The organism is Chryseobacterium sp. LAM-KRS1 (genome assembly GCF_013184525.1).
Classification (GTDB): Bacteria; Bacteroidota; Bacteroidia; order Flavobacteriales; family Weeksellaceae; genus Chryseobacterium; species Chryseobacterium proteolyticum.
Genome location: NZ_JAAOIZ010000002.1, coordinates 418,567 through 439,235 on the forward strand (window position 1 = coordinate 418,567; position 20,669 = coordinate 439,235).

A 20,669-nucleotide genomic window follows, 5' to 3' on the forward strand; every position below is an offset into this window, starting at 1 on the left:
TTTATTTTTTAATCAATTTAGCATTAGCCGTTTTATTCGTATCCGTTTTGATCACCACCAGGTAAGCACCTTGTATCAATGGCTGTGTATTAATCTTCGTAACCTTATTCTTTGTTTTTAGATTCTGAAGCTGTCTTCCTCCCATATCATAGAGTGTAATATCAGCTTCCCTGAAATCAAAGCCTATTTCTACATAAGCATAATCTGATACCGGATTCGGGTAGATCTTGATATCCTGTTTTTCAATTAGCTGATCCAATTGCTTGTCTCCCAGCTTAACGATCTTCCAGTTCTCCTTCCCTAATTCCTCTGCACTGGTTCCTGCTAAAATGATGGAACCATCTCTGTTCAGCTTAATATCCGATAATCTCTCCTCTCTCTTTCTGGATTCTCCCTTTACATGCTTTCTCCACTGTTCATTTCCATTATGGTCCAGATATAGCATCCAGAATGTTTCATCATCTGTTTCTATTCTTCCTTCTGCCTGAGTATAGCCACCCAACAATATTCCTTTAGTTGAGGGTTGAGAGTTGTCGGTTGATAGCTGATTTAGGGCAGTCATTCCCATCAAAACATCTCTGTTTTTGAAGTTGTAGGATTTTTGCCATTGTTCATCTCCTCTTTCATTTAAAGAAACCAGCCATAAATCTGTTCCTTCTTCTATTCCTACTGTTTTGTTTCCGGATCTTTCACTTCTGGATTCCCCTCCGATGAGATAACCGTTTGAGGTTAAAGCCAGTGTTCTTAGATGGTCATCTCCTTTTCCTCCCAGGTTCTTTTCCCATTCTACTTTTCCTTCTTTGTTTAGTTTTATGATCCAGTAATCTCCTTCACCAAAGTTTTCAGTGGTTTTTGCATAGCGGGATACGGAACCTGAGGTTCCTGTGGCTGAGTTTTGATTCCCGGAATCGGAAACACGAAACTCTGAACTTCTTGAATAGATTCCCAGCATTGCTCCTCCGTCTCTTGTGGGGATCATCTTCTCCACTTCGTCTAATCCTTTTCCTCCTAAAATAAGTTGTGAGAGTTCTTTTCCATTTTTATCGAGTCTGATAATCAGGATATCTTTTGAACCGTAACCTTTGGATGCATTCTGAACATTTCCGGCTACAACAAATCCTAAATCTGTGGTTTGGATAACCGCTCTGGCTTCTTCATCAGCACTTGTTCCCAAAGTCTTCTGCCACAATTCATCTCCAAATTCATTAATCCTGATGAGCCAGATATCTGATCCTCCTTTGGAATCATCTTTTTTATCTATTCCCTTTCCTGAATATGAGGTTCCAGAAATTAGAAATCCTCCTTCCTGGGTAGCTACAGTTGAAGACAAATAATCATGATTGTTTCCTGAGAAATATTTCTCCCAAACCTGATCTCCCTGTTGGTTCAGCTTCACCAAATGAAAGTCGTAACCATTATTTTGCTGGGTATTGCTTCCTGCATCTTTCTTCTGGTTTCCTGCCTGTATGACACTTCCTGTTATCAAATACTGCTGATCGATTGTTGTGGTTACCTGGCTTAGGAAATCCTGGGTTGAGGATTTGATATCTTTTTGCCAAACCACTTCCTGGGCTGATAACCCGGAAATAATGCACATAGAAAGTACACTGAAGTAGAGTTTTTTCATCCTTTATGGTATATATTTTTTAGTTTAATTCCGTCTGATATAAAAGCGTGCAAATTTAACGCTTTTTATGACTTGTTAATTTCACTTTAAAAAGATTTAATATGAATTACATCATGTTTGATTATTCATTTACAAAATGTTACGATTAGCATACTGCAAAGGTATTGCTGTATAACGACAGAAATTGACGCATTAAATTTTGAAGTGTAAATAATCAAGAAAATACTCAAATGATATTTTGAGAAGTTTAGCATAGTCTTCTTATCCTGAATTTGTACCCGCCATTTTCTTTTCTCTCCTTCTTTCAAGGATAAGGTGTGCCGCATCCAGCATTTTAACCGTATGGATATACGGCATCACGATATTCCTTTCCGGCAGATTTTCATAGACGCCCATTGAGAAATAGACGATTCCGGACATAAAATAATCAAATTCTTTGGGGGTGTATTCCCTGAATGCTGTTTTGAAAACCAGCAACGGATTCCGGTATTCCTTCTCCGAAAGCAGGCCAAGAACCCAAGGGGAAATCTTTTCCGGCCGCGTATCAACCGTCCATTTCCTTTCCTTCAGCATGATGAGATAACCAGCCCGGATCAGTGACCTCATCGAATGGTAAAACTCAAAGATCACCGCCGGATCTTCATTAATCCAGCTGTTCCTCTTTACTGCATAATTTATCAAGTTGCTGAGCCTTTCTTTGGAAACATCCAGCTCATTGAACTGAAAGAATGTTTCCATCAGCTTCAAGCCGGAAGGCTTCTTGTTAGCCCGAAACTGGCGATCGAAATCTGTTTTTATCTTTTTCATTGTTTGTATTTTTAGAATGCATTATACCACCAGCCTACGATGTACTCCGAGTTGTATGGTAGATGATGAATAGAAATAAAATCTCTTCCCGTGAAAGCCCTGAAGCCGCAATGGATTGTACACTCCACTGTACCCTGCCATGATACTTTATGTGGTGAAACAGCTTAGAAAAAAATAAATGTAGGAAAGCGGAACAGCATGAAATAAAAACGGCATGAGACTCTACAATATCCGATTCGGGGTACTGGTATACCTTGTACACAGATAAGAGAGCCCACGCCTAGGTCGTGAGCTTCCTGCTTATCGTCTCGTGTACTAAAATTACCAGTTTTCGAATCGAGATTCTAAGCAATAGCTTCTATTATTCTTTGAAGTATCGCAAAGCTACTTTTTTGTAGCTTATTGGACAAATATAAGAAAAACCCTAAAAAAGATACATATAAGTATCCTAAATTTTAATTCTAAACTTAGAATTTTACAGTTAATGAATGAAACCGACCTTAATAACTGTAAAAAAGCTCTTGGTTATAGAATTTCTGAATTAAGAAAGAAAGTTATAAATCCCAAGACAAATAAACCTATTTCACAAGAAGAACTAGGCTTAAGAACCGGGCATGCAAAAAAAACAATAGGAGAATTAGAAAGAGGTAACACCAATCCCCGATATGATACTCTACTTATCATCAGCAAAGAACTTAATGTTACAATACAAGAACTCTTTGATTTTGATATGAAAAAATACATCAAATTATCAAATAAATTTTAACTTGTTTCTATTAAATCTATATTGCTTCCCACCTTTATTGATTTTGTCGAATTTCTATGTTTAACCATTGTAAAATATATTTCAGATAGTTCTTTATCAAAATTTTTAGTTAGAGAAGACTCTAATTTATTGAAAATCGCATCACACATAGCATATTTAAGTAAAAAAGCATCCCAATTAAACATTTTCAACCAATTAATATTTAACTTTTCAATACTAAATGTTTCAGGTGAATTTAAAAATTTATACCTCTCCTCAATTATACTATTTTCATCAATATCATTTTTTCCCATAATACCTTTTTCTACCAAAAGATAATATTGGATGATATAAAAGTCAATACTATTCTTTCGAAAAGAATAATTTTTATTATTTTTTCCAAGATACTCTCTTATTTTAGTTTTATATATTTCTTTTGTTTTCTTATCTGTCAATATTTTCTCTCTTAAAGCAGAAAAATAAAATTCAACATAATTATTATGTTGTAAAAATAGCTTTAACTTTTCTTTGAACTTTACTTTTGTTTCTTTATTTAAAAGGTGATAAAATTCAGTAAATGTTGATTCCTGATCATTAAAATCAAAATACTCCAAATTAAAATTGTCATTGTTTTTTTTTACTTTTTTTTGTTTGAGTGCATCATTAATAATAAGGTATTCGCTATTATAAATATTGTTCTCAGCTAAAATATCTAACATTTCAATTAAAGCATCATTATCAATTATTTTATATTTGTTATTAATTATATATTTAATATTACTATTTTCTAATAAGTAGCTTGAATCTTGATACTTAATAAATGTATTTATATTTTTAAAAAGTTCAGTAGTCTGTTCAGAATTAAAACTAAAATACGCAATTACTAAACAAATATTCTCAAAAATTCTTGTTTGTTTATTTCTAAAATTCTTATTCTTAATGACATATGAATTAAAAATATTATTTTTAGTTAAATTTTTAGAAAAACTATTATATTGATCTATAGGAGATTTTAAAAAGTTAAGGATCCAATTAAAGATTTTAGTTAAGCTATCTTTATCAATCTTTATATTATTTAATTTTTTTTCTTGAATTTCTTTATGAATCTCTTTCCATTCTGCTTTTTCAATTAATATGGTGAACAATAAAGAATTAAATTGTTTTAAATATGATAGTCCAAACATTCTTTGGTCTTCATCTAACTCTAATGTACCCATATAATAAGCTATAATAAAAGTATTCAATGATTTTTTGAATGAATACTCAATTAGGGAAAAGCCATTTCCTAAAATAAAATTATCATTTAGAAAAGCATATAATGTACCTGTTGTATTATAAAGATTCTCAACACTATTATCACTTCTAAAACCACCTTTTTCAATCTTTTTTAAATTTTCAGATATATTGACAACTTCTTGATCAATGTCATTACATAGTTTTTGTATAAAAATTCCATCTTTAATTTCTTTTAAAAATGAATAAACATCTTCATCGACAAAATATTTAACTCTTGTCAACTCTTCTTCTAAATCAATTTTTCTTGATTCTTCTATTATTGCTTTTAATTCTTTGGCTTTATGTTTATCATATAAAAAGCTATTTATTAGTGGAAGTTCCAATCTCTTCATATTATATTTAGCTAAAAAGCTAACTTCCATTATTTTCAATTGATTTGCTTTAACCTCAATTTGTTTAAATGAATTATAAGATTCATAATAATCACATATTCTATATTGCCCATAACTATACACTAAATCATCCCATAAGGTTGTTTGGTTTGTTATTTCGTAAACATTCATCTTATTGAGTGAATTAGAAAAATCATAAGCATCAAGAGAACAATTTATACAATCACAAGAGTCATCAAATTTTACTTTAGAAATCAAGTCAATATTTTTAGTAGTCATTTTTGTCTTATTGACATTTAAAACTAAATAATTAAAACCTGAATTTACCAATCTTGCAAGGCAAAAATTTATGTTATCTAATGTTTCTTTATCATATTTTTTATCATGATATCCTTCATACATTTCAAAAAATTCATATAATCGCTCATTTTCTGTAAATAGATACTGTCCATTGTATTTCCCATTCGCTTCCCAATTTGTATGCCTGTTTATTTGGATATAAATTGGAAATTATGTATTTAGGTAGGCGTTTGAAATAATAAAATTTATTTAATGATTTATAAAGTTCATTAACTAATATCCTATCATTTTTTATATTTGTAAGTGAGTTTCTGTATTCGTTGAGATTAAACCCTCTGGATATATAATTTATTAGGGAATAAACCTTTTTTCCTGTTAATGATAAATTTATTTCATCTTTTTCAGTTATTGATTCATTGTCAAATTTTATTACATTAATCCCGAGATTTTCATAATATTTAATTTCTGATTCGGAAACCTCCTCGTTATGATTTAACAAATAAGCACGTTGATGATGTTTCTGTAAAATATATTGTATATCTTTTATTAATATTTTGAGGTTTACATCTGCAACTCTATACCCAATAAATAAAACAATTTTGTTACTAAATAAGGACTTAACAAATATTTCTTTTAACGTATGATCCTTACTAAAATTTAAGTAATCATTTTCTTTGAAAACTATATTGTGATTCTCAAAATCCCCATGATATTTAATTAATAAATTTTTAAACTGAGCATAGGGTAAATCAATATCTTTCGAAACTATTGAATAAGGCAATCCCTTCAAATTAATTATTTCTTCAAAGCAATTATCGTAGTTTGTAGTTATTATATGTTGAGGCTTTAAATCAAATATTATCTCATGTAATTCATTATGTCTTTGAAAACTCTTATAAATAAGCTTTTTTAAAATTTCATTATATTCCTTTTCTCCTTTTTCATTGTATAACATCTGTGCAATTTTTAATGCATCAGTTTCATTAGTGCTTTCATTAAGGTATTTTTTTACTTCATCAATAAGTTCTCCCCATAAAGGAAGTCCAGAATCTTTAGAAACTCCTGCTCCAGCAAATACTACTAATCGATCATTATTTATCGCCTCTCTAATTAAGGATATATCATTCAGAAATTTACTTTGCATTATTATTAGTTTTATAAAAAATTTGATAAAACTAATGTAGTGAATTGAAATGAATAATAATACTGTTAATAACCCATTTCAACCATATTGTGATCCAATTTACCTGACTTTTGAACAAGCAAAGCACCAAGTTTTAAATAATACGGTTTTCCGTAATGCTAAAGATTTAACTTACTTTAAATTTAAGGTGTTAAATAAATAAAAAAATGGAAACAATTAAAGCAATTAAGCCTGGTCCAAAGCCTAGCAAACCTGACGGAACTCCGGACAGAAGAAGAAGAGTTACTCCAGAAGTAAGACCAAAACATCCGGAATTAAAACCTCACAAACACAAACCTGGAGATTCAAAATAATCTTAGAATTATTGCAAATGTCTTTTAAAGTCTCAGCACTGCTGGGATTTTTTGATCATGGAGAATCATAATTTTAGTAATTATTTTATGATCGCTATCAGAGAAATGCTGAAGCCAAGTAACAATAAGTCAAAAATCACAATATCAATTTATGACATCTAAAGAAATTGAAAAAGCTCTGCAAGAAAATGAAAAGCTTTATGATGACAAGATCATTGATTTCAATGAATATATTGAAAAACAATTTGAACTATTAAAGGAATTAGATGAACATATATACAGGCTAGAAAATATTCATCTGGAGTTTTTAAAAAAAATAAAGAATTGGTTTAGAAATAAAATCTATAAAAGAGAATGATCTGCTTCTCCGAAGTCTCCTGACTTCGGAGAAAGTTTAAAGTCAATGAATTACAATTATAACTATTAAAAATACTTACACTCCCAATTCAACCCCCCTTTATTATCTCCAAAATTTTTGATGCTGCCATTGTTCCCATGCTATACCCATCATTAATAATACATTCATAAGAATCATCCAGGTACTTGGGAAGAATACCTTCTGTAATAGCAATTACCTTTACTGCAGAGGCCTGTAATTTATTTTTAACTAATGAGCTGTGTAGTCCTGCAAGCGTTTCGTCACTCATGGCAAAATAGCCGTCGAAATGTTCATACTCCAGAATGGTACCGAGCTTGTCTTTTACCTCATCGGCAGATTTACAGTAGATTACTTTGCACTGTATGTCCGGATGGTTTTTGAGTTTTTCAAGAAAGAAATCTCTTCTGGTTTGGGTTATTTCCAGGTTTTCATCCCCAAAAACGGCCAATATGCTTTTACAGTTACTTTCTATCAGCTTTTCGGCAGCCATACCGGCGTTCCGCCCATTATCGAAAATAATTTCATCAAAATGATTTTGCGAGATCGTTTTATCAAAAATAACAACAGGAAGCTCGATGTCTCTGGCTCTCTGCAGATGGGAAAGATCTTTCGTATATCGCGTAAGAGAAATCAGGATTCCATCTACCCGGGAGTTGATGCAGGTTATAATATTTTCCTTTTCCCTCATCAAAGACTCTTCCGAGGAGAGCAAAAAGAAATGGTACCCCTCTCTGTGCAGCACAGAAGATATTCCCTTAATAATAGAAGGAATAAAGAACATTGACATTTCAGGAATGATAAGCCCGATCACTTTCGATGATTTCTTCCGGAAGTTGATGGCGAAATCATTCGGGATATAATTAAAAGTCTCTGCGGCCTCTTTTACTTTAAGCTTTACGGCATTGCTGATATCAGGATGATCCTTCAGCGCCCGGGATACTGTAGATACACTGATGTTCAGCATTTCGGCAATGTCTTTTATTGTGACTCTTTTCATTATAAGTTAATTGAGGCCATTTTTGGGTTAATTCAGGACTGTTTTCGGAGCAAATCTAAGTTAAAAAAATGTTAATTTTAACCATAAAAATGTTATTAAAAAGTTAAAATTCAAATAAGTTATCCACCGCAAACGATTGCGCAAACGTTTGAATTTAATCATCATTTAACATACGGGATAAAGCTCATTTTACATAGGGTAAAAAAAATACTTTTGGATCATAACAAAAAAACTCCGAAACGATATGGAATCAAAAATTTTTACCAAACTGCTTATTTTGGGTACGATGAATACAGCTGCATTCATGTTTTCCCAAAGTACAGAAAATGATACGATTGTAAAAAGTAAGGCCATTGATGAAGTGGTGATCACAGGAAATTCCAATCCTAAAGCTTCCATTAAAACCAGTACTTCTATATCCACATTAAAAATGAAAGATATAGAAAATGCAGCCCCAAGAACAACTGCGGAAATTTTCCGTACTATTCCGGGGATCCGTTCGGAATCATCCGGTGGAGAAGGAAATTCCAATATTACGGTAAGAGGAGTTCCGGTTTCGGCGGGAGGTTCAAGATACCTTCTGATCCAGGAAGACGGTTTACCGGTGATGCAGTTTGGAGACATTGCCTTCGGAACGCAGGACCAGTTTACCCGATTTGATTCTTTTGTTTACAGGGTGGAAGCTTTACGAGGAGGATCTGCTTCTGTTTTTGCCAGCAATTCTCCGGCAGGGATCATCAATTTTATTACAAAAACAGGAGAAAAAGAAGGTGGAAGCATTACGCAGCAGATTGGTCTTAATTATAAAAACTACAGAACAGATTTCGATTACGGAACATCCATAGCGGAAAATACCTATATCGCAGTAGGAGGATTTTACAGGATATCGGACGGACCGAGAAAAACCGGATTTAATTCCAATAACGGCGGACAGTTCAGACTTTCTTTACTGAAAAAGTTTGATAAAGGAAGCTTCAGAATATATGCAAAGCTCCTGGGTGACAGAACAGCCGCTTATATGCCGATGCCTGTAGGCGTTACAGGAACCGACGGAGATCCTAAATGGTCTTCTCTGCCGAATTACAATATTCTCACAGGTGCTTTACAAACCATCAATCTTCAGCACGACAGAACCTTAGGAAATGACGGAAATATTTTTAACAGTGATGTTTCGGATGGAATGCATTCCCTTTCAAAGGTGATCGGGGCAGACTTTAATTATGACCTTGGAGAAGGCTGGAAGCTGGAAGAAAAAATTCGTTATGCAGCCAACAGCGGACAGTTTATTGCCCCTTTTCCAGCCAGTGTAAGCAAAGGCAGTGATTTCTTTACTGCTGCTAATTTCACCAATTTCGGAAGTGCTGTGTATGCAGGGACGAATACTCCGGTAGATATGAATGCCAATTATATGAAGCTGGCCCTTTTTAATGTAAAGCTGAACAACTTCAATAACTTCGTGAATGACTTGAATATCAATAAGAAATGGAACAGATTAAAATTGAATGCAGGTTTGTATAAATCCACACAAAACATCAATATGTCCTGGATGTGGAACAATTACATTCAGGAAGTCAATGACAGCAATGCCCGGTTGGTCGATGTAAAAGATACGTCCGGAGCATTGATCACAGACCATGGTTTACTGAATTACGGAATGAAAGACTGGGGAAACCTGAAGAGGGATTACAATACCAAATATGATATCACCGCACCCCATGCCCAGATTGAAATCAATGCAACAGATCAGCTGACGATAGATGCCGGAGCAAGATACGATATCGGAAAAGTAACGGGAACTTTTTCAGGAGCCACCGTTACCTATACAAGCCTTGATATGAATGGAAACGGCGTCATTGATATTCCTGAGCAAATGGTGGGATCCAATGATAACATTAATGTTCCGGTCAACTACAGATACGGGATTTTCGGATATTCGGTGGGGGCCAATTATGCGCTCAACAATAAAAATGCTGTATTTGCCAGGGTAAGCCAGGGTGGAAGCGCTTCTGCAGACAGAATCCTGTTTTCAGGATATAATTATACCAATAATGACGATCCTGCACTGGATGCTGTAAAAGTAAATAAAGTTAACCAGATAGAAGCGGGATACAAACTCAGAGGAGCGGGATATTTCCTGAATACCACACTTTTCTACGCCGGAACAAAAGAAGCGAATTACGAAGCAACCACCCAGAGGAAAACAGAAAATAAATACCAGTCTCTGGGAGTAGAGCTGGATGGATATTACAGAATTACAAAAAGTTTTGAAGTAAAAGCAGGGCTTACTTATACCCACGCTGAGATCAAAAATGCACTTGACCCTTCTATTATTGGGAACACGCCGAGAAGAACCCCTAAGCTGATGTATTCCGTAAACCCGAATTTCAATATGGGTAAAGTGAATGTCGGGTTTTATCTGATCGGAACCACAAAAGCATACACCCAGGATTCCAATAAGCTGGTTATGCCGGGATATGCCATTGTAAATCCTTACATTTCTTATCAGATCATGAAAAACCTTTCAGTAAATGTGAATGCCAATAATATCTTTAACGCCATTGCAGTTACGGAGGCCGAAGAAGGATCCATCGCAGGCGGAAATGGAATTGTAAGAGCCAGAACACTTCCGGGAAGCAGCTACAGCGCAAGTGTGAAATTTGATTTTTAATAGTTGGTTATAGACGGAACGATTTTTTTTAATCCGCTCTGTATTTAAAAAAAATAAAAAATATGTTTAAACAGGAAGCCATTGAGATCATCAGAAAAGCCATTACAAAAGAGGGTATTCTGGCCTCAGCACAGCAAAAAGATAATTATGCAAGAGTATGGTCAAGGGATTCTATGATGACAGGATATGCCGGAATTTTAATCCATGATGAGCAGATCATTTCCGGGCTTAAAAGATCTATTCTCACCTTAGCCGAACATCAGGCAGAAAACGGGCAGATCCCTTCCAATGTGGTGAATGGCAAAGCGAGTTACGGAACACATGTAGGAAGAACGGATGCTACGGCATGGTGGATTGTTACGACCTGTGAATACCTTAAAACAACATCAGATGATGCGCTTAAAAGCAGTCTGAAAGAGAAGATATATCAGGCGCTTTCATGCCTTAAGACCTGGGAATACAATCAAAGAGGTTTGGTCTACAGCCCCCTTGGAGGAAACTGGGCAGATGAATATGTGACATCAGGATATACGCTGTATGATAATGTCCTGAGATACTGGGCATTGAAAAACACCTCAGAAGTTTATAATGATCCCGAATTAAAAACAGTATCGGAAAACACAAAAGATCTCATCCAGCAGAATTTTTATAAAAATGATTCCAATGTAACCAGGTATCATGAAACAGCCTATGCAAAAGCTTCAGCAAACCCCTACTTCTGGGCCTCCCTGAATGCAAACGGATATGATGAAAGGTTTGATCTGGCCGGGAATGCACTGGCTCTACTTTTAGATTTTGAAATGGATATGCAGGCTTTTTCAGAATTTCTAAAGGGTATCCGTGATGAGTTTAAGCACTGGATGCTTCCTGTCTTTTACCCGGTTATTTTTCCGAGAGATGACGATTGGCGTTTACTGGAAAACAACTACAGTTACAGCTTTAAAAACCAACCCTACCATTTTCACAACGGAGGATCTTGGCCTATATTTTTAGGATGGCTGTGCCTGGGTCTTAAGAAAAAGGGAATCAGGGAAATTCCTGAAAAAATTATGACGGAATACGAAACATTAATGCATGAAAAGGGTGAGCATTTCAGAGAATATTATTCAACAGACAAGCTCTTGCCACTGGGAACCGGGCAGCTCTGTTTTTCTGCATCCGGATATCTTTTCATGTCGCTGTAAAGCATTGTTTCAAATAACCAAGATAGGTTCAAAAAATTAAAAAAATGATTGGAGATATTATAGAACTGAAAGAAAAACATCTGGCCACCGCCAGAGAGATCACAGAAATACTGAAAAAACGTTTCCCCTTACATAAAGACCAGAAAATAGCGATAGGAATTGCAGGAGAAAGCGGAAGCGGAAAGTCCGTAACAGCTTTTGCCGTTCAGAAGATCCTGGAACAGGAAAACCTGAAGGGTATTGTTCTACAAATGGATGATTACTTTAAACTCCCCCCGAAAACAAATCACGAAAACCGTCTGAAATCTCTGGACAACGTAGGCATACATGAAGTTGATCTCAATACACTTTCTCAAAATATAAGGGACTTAAAAAATGGAGATCCGGAAATAGAAAAACCTTTGGTGAACTACGGTGAGAACACGATAAGCAATGAAATAATGGATACATCAGAATATAGTATTATTATTGCAGAAGGCACTTACGTCCTTGAAATTGAAGCTTTTGATTTTAAAATTTTCATAGACAGGGATTATAAGGATACTTACAGAAACCGGATGAACCGTAACCGGGATGAACAAAGTGATTTTATAGAAAAAGTATTGGAAATAGAACATCAGATTATCAGAAATTTTAAAAATAAAGCAGATCTTATTCTGGGGAAAAACTATGAACTTTTAAATACCGGTTTATGAAAGCAAAAAGAATCATTCCCCATCTGAGCTTCTGGCAGATCTGGAACATGAATGTCGGATTTTTTGGTATTCAGTACAGTTTCGGACTTCAGCAGACGGCCGTAAATCCTATTTATTCTTTTTTGGGTGCCCATGCTGAGCAGCTTCCTATCCTGAATCTGGCCGGGCCTATCACAGGATTATTGATACAGCCTCTGATAGGAGCCATCAGCGATAAGACCTGGAGTCCTAGGTGGGGACGAAGAAAGCCATTCTTTTTGCTCGGTGCTCTATTTTGCAGCATTGCTCTATTTTTATTCCCTTTCAGTTCTACCATCTGGATGGCAGCAGGTTTGTTATGGATCCTGGATGCGGCGAATAATACAGCTATGGAGCCTTACCGAGCTTTTATTGGTGATAAACTCCCTGAAGACCAGCAGACATTCGGCTTTCAGATGCAGAGCCTGTTTGTAGGGGCGGGTATTACCCTGGCAAATCTTTCACTGTTTGTTTTTCAGAAATATCTCGCAGGAAATTCCACGAACGGCGGTATTCCGGTCTGGGTTTACTATTCTTTTTTCTTAGGTTCCTTCTGCTCCATTGCATCGGTAGCCTGGTCTGTGTATAAGACACCGGAGATTCCGCCCACCGAAGATGAGCTTAAGGACATAAAAAAAGCCAAAGAAAGCAGCACGTTTTTTACTCCTTTTATAGAAATAATCATTGCCATCAGAGAAATGCCGAAAGTTCTCTGGCAACTGGCCCTGGTGTACCTTTTCCAGTGGTATGCCCTTTTTGTATACTGGCAGTTTATCACGCCCATGCTGAAATGGTCACTGTACGGAGTTTCCGAAGCTGATGAAATGAAAGCCCATCATCTTCTGGAAAGCACTAAAAGCGGAATACCCATTGCAGCATCCGACCTGACTTGGGCAAAAAACATATTGCACCAGGTAGAAGTAGCAGTAGGACAAACGGGACTTATGAATGGCTCTTATAATATTGTGACCATGATTTCCGCATTACTCCTGGTACCTTTTGCTAAAAAGTTCAGTTCAAAAAACACTTATATTTTCTGTCTATTCCTTACAGGATTGGGAATAATGACGTTACCTTTTATCAGGAATGAATATGCTATTCTTATCCCAATGGTGGCTCTTGGAATTGGATGGGCTTCCATGATGGGCTTGCCCTACTCCATCGTTTCCCCTTCTATCCCTCACCGGAAAAGGGGAATCTACATGGGCGTTATCAATATGATGATCGTTATTCCCATGCTGATTCAGACCCTGTCTTTCGGGACTATTTTTAATTTCTTTCTGAATAGTAATCCTTCTTCAGCCATTATGGTATCCGGAATATTATTTCTGACTGCCGGCGCATGTGTCTTTTTTATTAAACCTGGTATTCCTAAAAGCGAATAATACCAGATGATAAGAATTATTCTTTAATAAAACTTCAATAAAAAAATCCCAGCTTTCGTTGGGATTTTTTTAAGCCAAATAGCTACAATTCTCCGATATTGCAGCATTTATATTATTTTTTCGCAAGCTCTACTCTACGGTTTTGTGCCTTACCTTCTTCAGAACTATTATCCCCTATAGCATTTAATACTGCTATAAGAAGTTCTTTTCCCATATCCAACAAGCAACTACTCAAATATAGAGTTTATGTTTTGCTTGTTATTTCCAGGCTGCCGACATTCAATATTGCAACAAAGTTTCATTTTATAAAATTTTATCCTTACTTTTACCGCTTCTTATGCAAAAAACATTGAAAATCTTTTTTACCTTTTCTCTGTTACTGATCTTTCTTTCGAACGTCAGTGGAATAAGCATATGTCTTGAACATGCGAAACATGTAACAACCAAAATTGACAACAAAAAAGATTCTAAAAAGGAAAAAGCCCCAACAGTTTCCCAGGACGATTGCCAATGTGCACTCCATTTGCAGATGAATACAAGTCTTCTTCCGGAAATTCAGAATCTAAATTTTGCCATAAACGATTCAAATGATAACGAAATACCTCAGCCAAAGGCCGTATCATACCGTTGTCTCCTTGATTTTTTCTCTTCCAGGGCTCCTCCCGTTCTCTCCTGATTTCTAGTTTTTCAAACTAAACTCTTTTAGCTACAGATTTGTTATCTGCAGTAACTGTCTTTTTGGGATATTTTATTTTAAAAGTAGAATAAGATATTCTTTACTCACCAGGTATTTAATTATACCTATTTTACTCTCTATTTATGTCATTTAATGCTTATAATCCTGGAATCATACATTTTATTCCCACTAAAACTTTTCATTTAGCAGGCTTAGGTTGTATCATATTCTCAGGTGTGATCCATGCTCAGAAAATTAAAAAAGATTCAATTCCCGTCACTATTCAGACGGTAGAAATTATAGGGCGAAAATCCAAAGATTATATTTCCGATTATTCATTTGCGGCCACTAAGATTGCGATGAAAAACAAAGATCTTCCGCTCACGCTCAATACGGTTACCAAAGAACTTATTAACGACAGGCAGGCGTTCAGGCTGGGAGATGTATTGAAAAATGTTGCAGGCGTTTCCAATGTGAGTTTTTATAATCAGTACAGCATCCGGGGAATCAGCCAGAATGAAGAAGGCCAGATCATTAATGGAATGCGCACCAGGCAATATTATTTTCTTCAGCCGATGACCCCACACATCGAGCGTGTGGAGGTTTTTAAAGGTCCGGCAAGTATTACCATGTCCAGCGTAGACCCAGGAGGAACGATCAACATGGTAACTAAAAAACCTTTGGCAAATTCCCGTTACGAAGTAAGTTTATCGGGAGGAAGCTTTGATACCTATCGCCTTTCCGCAGATGTAACCGGACCTTTGAATACCAGTAAAACGCTTTTATATCGTTTCAACGGTGCCCATCAGCATGCCAAATCATTTCGGGATCATGTAAAAAATAACGGAATTTTAATAGCTCCCTCGATCTCCTTTATCCCTAATGATAGAACTTCGGTGAATGTAGAAATGATTTACAACGAAATGAACGGAAACCTCGACAGAGGACAGCCTATCTTTGGAGCAGTTGCCGGAAAAACCGATCTCAACAGCACTCCTGTCAGTTTAAATCTGGGGGCTCCGGGTGACTATTTTAAAACAAAAGATCTTACTCTGATGGGAAGCCTAGCCCATCATTTCAATAAAAACATCAGTTTTAATGCTTCTTATATGAAACAGTTCTGGAACGAAGACATCCATGAAACGAGGACCACAAATTCTTTTGTGCCGGATATCAGCAATAACCAGATTTCCAGCCTGGTGATGATGCAGTATATGGAAAGAATTCAACATTGGTCGGTGGATAATATTAATGCCTATTTTAATTTTACTTACAGAACAGGACCCCTTGAACATCAGACGTTAGTAGGATATGACAGCCATATCTGGGAGAAAAAAAGCGGCGGAAAACAAGATGCCGCAAGAGGTTTCATGATGAAGGATGGAACAGTAAGCTCATCTTATAATCCAGCCAATGCTGCTTTATATCAGACATCGGTTTATAATGGCATTATATTTCCCACCCCCAATGTGAGCCCATTCGACCTGACGCCCGGAGCGGCAAACCATCAGGGGAATAACTATACTGTTTTGAATATCATCAACCCGTTACCAACGGCTTTAACAACTACTCATGCAGCATATGTACAACATTTACTGACGTGGAAAAAGTTTAAACTTCTGGCGGGACTCAGACAGGAATGGTTTCAGGACATTACCCAATATAAGAAAGCGGAAGAAAGTTCTTTCAGAAATCAGAAGATGCTTTACCGGGTCGGCCTGACATACAGCATCACAGAAAATACAAACATATACGCAACATATCTTACAGGGTATCAGCCACAATCCAATACGGTTACCCTGATGCCGCAAACAGTAAATTTTACAGGTGCAATTTCCGCCTCATTGTACAAACCCCTGCTTTCCGATCTGAAAGAATTCGGGGTCAAAACCAAGCTTTTTGGAAAAATTAATGCCACTTTTTCCATCTATGAAATCAATCAGAAAAATATCCTGATGAACGCCAATAATCCTGCAGAGCCTGATCAACTGATCCAGCGTGGCGCAGACAGAAGCCGTGGTTTTGAGGCTGAGTTTACGGGTCATATTCTTCCGCAATGGCACATTTACGCTGGTTACAGCTATATTGACGCAAGGGTTCTGGATGATTCCAATCCTGCTTTAATTGGTTTAGCTAAAGAAAATACCTCAAAAAATTCCGTCAATATCTGGACGAGGTATAATTTTACCAACATTCAGCTTTTAAAAGACTTCGGAATGGGTGCGGGAATACTCTATCAAAGTAAAAAAATTCCCTGGTTCACCAGAAGTTTCGAGCTTCCTGCTTATGCTACCGTGGATGTGGCAATTTATTATTCCGTACCGCAAACTAAGCTTCAGCTGGCTTTGAATGTGAACAATATTACCAATACAAGGTATTGGATAGGCGCTCAAAATTACCTGAGACTGTTCCCCGGTGCCCCAAGAAATTATCTATTTACAGCAACTTATAAATTTTAAACCATGGCTTTTTCAAACCTGAAACTCATTGTAAGAAAAACCCGGCAGGATTTATTTAAAAGTAAACAAAACCTGCTCATTGCCATTACTGTTCTCCTGTTCTGCTTTATAAGCATTGGAATAGGTTTTACAAAATACGGTGAAACTTATTCAAAGATAAAGGAATACCGTAAAGAAACCCGTGAAAACTGGGAGCACAGGCCTGACAAGCATCCGCACAGGATGGCCCACTATGGTTATCTCGTTTTCAGAATCGGGCATCCGTTAAGTATTTTTGATAACGGATTGGACGATTACCTTGGAAATGTTATTTTCCTTGAAGCCCATAAACAAAATACCGCTAACCTTTCGGAAGCCGGAAGTTCAGGGACTCTCGTACGTTTCGGAGCGTTCAGTGCAGCATTCATTCTGCAGGCAATAGTTCCTTTGATTATTTTATTTCTCGGTTTCAGCCTGATTGTCCGTGAAAGAGAAGAGGCCACACTGAAAATCCTTACCGTTCAGGGAGCCTCATCACGAGCTATTGTATGGGGAAAAATCCTTAGTCTCTGGCAGTTTTCTTTATTGTTTCTGATTCCTGTGATTGCCATCGTTGTAGTGGCCGGACTTATGGTTGAATCAAGCCATTTTACTGATATTTTATCAAGAATACTGATCCTTTTTCCGGCGTATATGATCTATTATTTTTTCTTCAGTACATTGACCGTTTTAATTTCTGCAAAAAGCAAAGCTTCGTCATCCGCCTTAATCAGTTTAATTGGCTCATGGATAATCCTGTCGATTTTTTTACCAAAAGGAATTCAGTTTGCAGCGCAGAATCTCTATCCTACTCCATCAAGAATTGCCTTTGAAACCCAGGTAGAAGAAGATGTTATGAAAGTAGGCGACAGCCACAACCCCAATGATCCGCATTTTAAACACATTAAAGATTCGCTTCTGGCAAAATACAATGTGAAAACAACGGATGAACTTCCGGTTAATTACGGTGGAATTGTGATGAAAGAAGGAGAAAGAATCAGTGCAAAACTGTATGTTGATCATTTGAAAAGACTTCAGGATCAATACGATCAACAGCAAAAACTGAATGAAATTTTCGGTTTCATCAATCCTGTGATGGCGATTAAAAATCTTTCAATGACCGCTTCGGGAACAGATTATTTTGCGTACCGGCAATTTCAGAATCAGGCAGAGAAATACCGCTATACACTCGCCCAGCGAATGAATGATTTACAGATTGAACACATCCGCAACACTCCACCCAAAAAAGGTGAAAAACAGGCAATGGTAAGCAAAAAAAACTGGCAGGAATTTCCTGATTTTCAGTATGAGTTTACGTCAGTTAAAGAAAGCCTGGGCAACCAGATTCTTCCTCTGTTTGCTATTCTTTTCTGGCTCCTTGCCTGTGTTCTGATGATTGAATTAAGTGCAAAAAATTTAAAATTAATCTAATGAATCATTATTTATTTAAACAGTTTTACCGCAACAAAGCCTATATTATTTCTTTGTTGATTCTTCTTTTTGCCGGTTTATGCTCTTTGTACACCGGTAAAAAATTTCTGGACAGGAATGAAGAAATTATGACTAAAAGTGCAACCTATCAAAAAAACAGCATCGCTAAAAATGTGGAATTACACAGTGATAATATCGGTCTTTTACTCTATTATGTGAAATTTAATCTCGTGAATGAAATACCCAGACTGGCTGCTTTAAATATCGGTATGAGAGATTTGAATCCTTCCATTCAGGGCGTTACGATACGAAACCTGGAAGAACAGAGAAACAATTCCGATTTTTTCAACCCTGCAAATGCGGCGGTTGGAAATTTCGATTTCTCTTTTGTGATGATATTTCTTTTTCCACTCGTGATTATTGCTTTGTGCTACAATATCATTTCCGAAGATCAAGAAAAAGGAACCTGGAAATTACTTTCGGTTCAAAGTCAAAATGTAAGAAAGCTGATTGATGCTAAGTTGCTGATCCGCTTCCTGGCCGTAAGCTCGGTTTATGTTTTATTGTTAATTGCTGCCCTTTTTTACATTAAAATTCCGGTAGACCTGGCCTTCACTATTTTTGCTTTGTCCAGTTTTCTATATTTGGCTTTCTGGTTTGCCTTATGTAGATGGATTATTGGTTATCAGAAGTCCTCTTCGTGGAATGCTTTAACCCTGGTGATTTTCTGGCTGAGCATGAATTTTGTAATTCCGATGACTGCAAATATGATGATACAGAAATTGATTCCTGTAAAAGAAGGATTGCAGGCACAAATCGAACAACGGGAAGGTTATCACAACAAGTGGGATGAACCGAAAGTTCCTACAATGCAGAAATTCTATAAAATCTATCCTCAGTTCAGCCAATACGAGATTGCGGAAAACAGCGACTTTTCTTATGCCTGGTATTACGCAATGCAGCACATGGCGGATGTGGAATCAGCGGCTTCTTCAAAGAAATATCATGAAAAAATGCAGAGCAGAAACAATGCAGCCATTTACTTAGGGTATATTTTACCGAATATTCAAACACAATGGATTCAGAGTAATGTTGCCGGAACAGGAATGGAAAATCAGCTAAATTATGCAGAAAGCCTGAAAAATTTCCACGAGAAACAAAGGCTGTATTTCTATCCTTATATTTTTGAAAATATAAACGGAAAAATGATCGACTGGAAAAAACAGACTGTAAAAATCTTTACGGATTCTGAGAAAATTAATCTTTTCAGCTTACTTCTTCCCTATTTCATTTTAATTTTTTTATTGCTAATCCTTTCACAAAACAAATTCAGAAAGCTATGTTAAAAACCATCAAACTTCATAAAAAATACAACGATTTTACCGCTTTAAAATCTCTTGATCTTGAAATTCAGGAAGGGGAAATCTTTGCCCTTCTCGGACAGAACGGAGCCGGAAAAAGTACAACTATCAATATTCTTTTAGGCCTGATTAAAGCTACTTCCGGTGATGCGTTCATTAACAATATTTCAGTAAAAGATCATCCCGAAAAAATTAAAAAACACCTGGCATACATTCCTGAAACTGTATTACTTTATCCGAATCTTACCGGAATTGAAAATCTTGATTTCTTTTCAAAAATTGCGGGATTTAATTATAATAAAGAAGAACTTTCTGGTCTTTTACAACAAACCGGTTTACAGGAAACTGCTCATAATAAACCTTTGGGAGGTTATTCAAAAGGAATGCGGCAGAAAGTTGGAATTGCTATCGCTCTCGCTAAAGATGCCAAAGTTCTGCTCCTTGATGAGCCGACCAGCGGACTCGACCCGATTGCCACCGCTGAATTTACAGAAATTGTAAGAATGCTAGGCTTAGAAGGACGAACTGTTTTAATGGCCACCCATGATATTTTCAACGCGGTAAGTGTTGCTACGAATATCGGAATTATGAAGCAGGGAGAACTGGTACAAAATATTCCATCCAAAGCGTTTTCAGCTGAAGAACTGAAGGAACTGTATTTGAAAACAATCTAATTATTTTGAATTTTAAATTATTGAATATGTATTGTAACTTTCTCTGTATTATCTTTCTTTACAAGAATCTTATGAATGCTTTGATCTCATAAGTAATAAGATGGAGAGACAGGGGCTCCT

General features: G+C 36.2%; 18 protein-coding genes. 12 read left to right on the forward strand and 6 right to left on the reverse strand.

Translation table 11 applies throughout. The features are described 5' to 3' along the window. Position 1 precedes the first annotated feature (1 nt). Complete coding sequence (locus G9C87_RS05820) at positions 2-1,627, reverse strand: T9SS type A sorting domain-containing protein (protein WP_172279061.1); 1,626 nt, start codon at positions 1,625-1,627, stop codon at positions 2-4. A gap of 261 nt (positions 1,628-1,888) precedes the next feature. Then, the gene (locus G9C87_RS05825; RefSeq protein WP_172279063.1) at positions 1,889-2,434 is read right to left on the reverse strand and encodes a hypothetical protein; all 546 of its coding nucleotides are present in this window, start codon (positions 2,432-2,434) and stop codon (positions 1,889-1,891) included. A gap of 484 nt (positions 2,435-2,918) precedes the next feature. Here G9C87_RS05825 and G9C87_RS05830 point away from each other — a divergent pair, with 484 nt between their 5' ends. Beyond that, positions 2,919-3,200, forward strand: a complete 282-nt coding sequence (locus G9C87_RS05830; protein WP_172279065.1) for a helix-turn-helix domain-containing protein — start codon at positions 2,919-2,921, stop codon at positions 3,198-3,200. Here G9C87_RS05830 and G9C87_RS05835 read toward each other — a convergent pair. Both G9C87_RS05835 and G9C87_RS05840 read right to left on the reverse strand, forming a co-directional pair. Further along, the gene (locus G9C87_RS05835; RefSeq protein ID WP_172279067.1) at positions 3,197-5,209 is read right to left on the reverse strand and encodes a hypothetical protein; all 2,013 of its coding nucleotides are present in this window, start codon (positions 5,207-5,209) and stop codon (positions 3,197-3,199) included. The genes G9C87_RS05830 and G9C87_RS05835 overlap by 4 nt on opposite strands. Before the next feature lie 22 nt (positions 5,210-5,231). Beyond that, positions 5,232-6,251: an SIR2 family protein gene (locus G9C87_RS05840; RefSeq protein ID WP_172279069.1), complete on the reverse strand. Its 1,020-nt coding sequence runs from the start codon at positions 6,249-6,251 to the stop codon at positions 5,232-5,234. Positions 6,252-6,457: 206 nt separating this feature from the next. Here G9C87_RS05840 and G9C87_RS05845 point away from each other — a divergent pair, with 206 nt between their 5' ends. Both G9C87_RS05845 and G9C87_RS05850 read left to right on the forward strand, forming a co-directional pair. After that, the gene (locus G9C87_RS05845; protein ID WP_172279071.1) at positions 6,458-6,604 is read left to right on the forward strand and encodes a hypothetical protein; all 147 of its coding nucleotides are present in this window, start codon (positions 6,458-6,460) and stop codon (positions 6,602-6,604) included. A gap of 151 nt (positions 6,605-6,755) precedes the next feature. Next, positions 6,756-6,962 carry a hypothetical protein gene (locus G9C87_RS05850; protein ID WP_172279073.1) on the forward strand — a complete coding sequence of 69 codons (207 nt, stop codon included), beginning with the start codon at positions 6,756-6,758 and terminating at the stop codon, positions 6,960-6,962. A gap of 88 nt (positions 6,963-7,050) precedes the next feature. Here G9C87_RS05850 and G9C87_RS05855 read toward each other — a convergent pair whose 3' ends face one another. After that, the gene (locus tag G9C87_RS05855; RefSeq protein ID WP_172279075.1) at positions 7,051-7,980 is read right to left on the reverse strand and encodes a LacI family DNA-binding transcriptional regulator; all 930 of its coding nucleotides are present in this window, start codon (positions 7,978-7,980) and stop codon (positions 7,051-7,053) included. A gap of 244 nt (positions 7,981-8,224) precedes the next feature. On the opposite strand from G9C87_RS05855, the gene G9C87_RS05860 reads away from it, so the two are divergent. The 4 genes from G9C87_RS05860 (at position 8,225) to G9C87_RS05875 (ending at position 13,930) form a co-directional block, all read left to right on the forward strand. Continuing rightward, positions 8,225-10,648 (forward strand): TonB-dependent receptor, encoded by a 2,424-nt coding sequence (locus G9C87_RS05860; RefSeq protein ID WP_172279077.1) that lies wholly within the window; start codon positions 8,225-8,227, stop codon positions 10,646-10,648. A 62-nt stretch (positions 10,649-10,710) separates the two neighbouring features. Continuing rightward, on the forward strand, positions 10,711-11,832 hold the full coding sequence (locus G9C87_RS05865; protein ID WP_172279079.1) for a glycoside hydrolase 100 family protein: 1,122 nt from the start codon (positions 10,711-10,713) through the stop codon (positions 11,830-11,832). A 44-nt stretch (positions 11,833-11,876) separates the two neighbouring features. Then, positions 11,877-12,527: a uridine kinase gene (locus tag G9C87_RS05870; protein ID WP_172279081.1), complete on the forward strand. Its 651-nt coding sequence runs from the start codon at positions 11,877-11,879 to the stop codon at positions 12,525-12,527. After that, positions 12,524-13,930: an MFS transporter gene (locus G9C87_RS05875; RefSeq protein ID WP_172279083.1), complete on the forward strand. Its 1,407-nt coding sequence runs from the start codon at positions 12,524-12,526 to the stop codon at positions 13,928-13,930. The genes G9C87_RS05870 and G9C87_RS05875 overlap by 4 nt, the downstream gene beginning before the upstream one ends. A 112-nt stretch (positions 13,931-14,042) precedes the next feature. Here G9C87_RS05875 and G9C87_RS20850 read toward each other — a convergent pair whose 3' ends face one another. Further along, positions 14,043-14,165, reverse strand: a complete 123-nt coding sequence (locus tag G9C87_RS20850; protein ID WP_262888812.1) for a hypothetical protein — start codon at positions 14,163-14,165, stop codon at positions 14,043-14,045. Positions 14,166-14,279: 114 nt separating this feature from the next. Between G9C87_RS20850 and G9C87_RS05880 the strand changes: the two genes are divergently transcribed. The 5 genes from G9C87_RS05880 to G9C87_RS05900 all read left to right on the forward strand — a co-directional run bounded on the left by G9C87_RS05880 (position 14,280) and on the right by G9C87_RS05900 (position 20,549). Further along, positions 14,280-14,606, forward strand: coding sequence for a hypothetical protein (locus tag G9C87_RS05880; protein ID WP_172279085.1), 327 nt, complete (start codon positions 14,280-14,282; stop codon positions 14,604-14,606). A 143-nt stretch (positions 14,607-14,749) separates the two neighbouring features. Further along, positions 14,750-17,065, forward strand: coding sequence for a TonB-dependent siderophore receptor (locus G9C87_RS05885; protein WP_172279087.1), 2,316 nt, complete (start codon positions 14,750-14,752; stop codon positions 17,063-17,065). Positions 17,066-17,068: 3 nt separating this feature from the next. Further along, the gene (locus G9C87_RS05890) at positions 17,069-18,514 is read left to right on the forward strand and encodes an ABC transporter permease (protein WP_172279089.1); all 1,446 of its coding nucleotides are present in this window, start codon (positions 17,069-17,071) and stop codon (positions 18,512-18,514) included. Continuing rightward, the gene (locus G9C87_RS05895; RefSeq protein ID WP_172279090.1) at positions 18,514-19,860 is read left to right on the forward strand and encodes a DUF3526 domain-containing protein; all 1,347 of its coding nucleotides are present in this window, start codon (positions 18,514-18,516) and stop codon (positions 19,858-19,860) included. Before G9C87_RS05890 ends, G9C87_RS05895 begins: the two co-directional genes overlap by 1 nt. Beyond that, positions 19,854-20,549 (forward strand): ABC transporter ATP-binding protein, encoded by a 696-nt coding sequence (locus G9C87_RS05900; protein ID WP_172279092.1) that lies wholly within the window; start codon positions 19,854-19,856, stop codon positions 20,547-20,549. The genes G9C87_RS05895 and G9C87_RS05900 overlap by 7 nt, the downstream gene beginning before the upstream one ends. Positions 20,550-20,669 lie beyond the last annotated feature (120 nt).

Bases quoted from the DNA above. Each gene is read 5' to 3' on its own strand.
- G9C87_RS05875 (WP_172279083.1), top strand. From the start codon at position 12,524: ATGAAAGCAAAAAGAATCATTCCCCATCTGAGCTTCTGGCAGATCTGG.
- G9C87_RS05870 (WP_172279081.1), top strand. From the start codon at position 11,877: ATGATTGGAGATATTATAGAACTGAAAGAAAAACATCTGGCCACCGCC.
- G9C87_RS05845 (WP_172279071.1), top strand. From the start codon at position 6,458: ATGGAAACAATTAAAGCAATTAAGCCTGGTCCAAAGCCTAGCAAACCT.
- G9C87_RS05885 (WP_172279087.1), top strand. From the start codon at position 14,750: ATGTCATTTAATGCTTATAATCCTGGAATCATACATTTTATTCCCACT.
- G9C87_RS05850 (WP_172279073.1), top strand. From the start codon at position 6,756: ATGACATCTAAAGAAATTGAAAAAGCTCTGCAAGAAAATGAAAAGCTT.
- G9C87_RS05860 (WP_172279077.1), top strand. From the start codon at position 8,225: ATGGAATCAAAAATTTTTACCAAACTGCTTATTTTGGGTACGATGAAT.
- G9C87_RS05865 (WP_172279079.1), top strand. From the start codon at position 10,711: ATGTTTAAACAGGAAGCCATTGAGATCATCAGAAAAGCCATTACAAAA.
- G9C87_RS05820 (WP_172279061.1), bottom strand. From the start codon at position 1,627: ATGAAAAAACTCTACTTCAGTGTACTTTCTATGTGCATTATTTCCGGG.
- G9C87_RS05825 (WP_172279063.1), bottom strand. From the start codon at position 2,434: ATGAAAAAGATAAAAACAGATTTCGATCGCCAGTTTCGGGCTAACAAG.
- G9C87_RS05830 (WP_172279065.1), top strand. From the start codon at position 2,919: ATGAATGAAACCGACCTTAATAACTGTAAAAAAGCTCTTGGTTATAGA.
- G9C87_RS05855 (WP_172279075.1), bottom strand. From the start codon at position 7,980: ATGAAAAGAGTCACAATAAAAGACATTGCCGAAATGCTGAACATCAGT.
- G9C87_RS05840 (WP_172279069.1), bottom strand. From the start codon at position 6,251: ATGCAAAGTAAATTTCTGAATGATATATCCTTAATTAGAGAGGCGATA.
- G9C87_RS05890 (WP_172279089.1), top strand. From the start codon at position 17,069: ATGGCTTTTTCAAACCTGAAACTCATTGTAAGAAAAACCCGGCAGGAT.
- G9C87_RS05835 (WP_172279067.1), bottom strand. From the start codon at position 5,209: ATGTATGAAGGATATCATGATAAAAAATATGATAAAGAAACATTAGAT.
- G9C87_RS05900 (WP_172279092.1), top strand. From the start codon at position 19,854: ATGTTAAAAACCATCAAACTTCATAAAAAATACAACGATTTTACCGCT.
- G9C87_RS05895 (WP_172279090.1), top strand. From the start codon at position 18,514: ATGAATCATTATTTATTTAAACAGTTTTACCGCAACAAAGCCTATATT.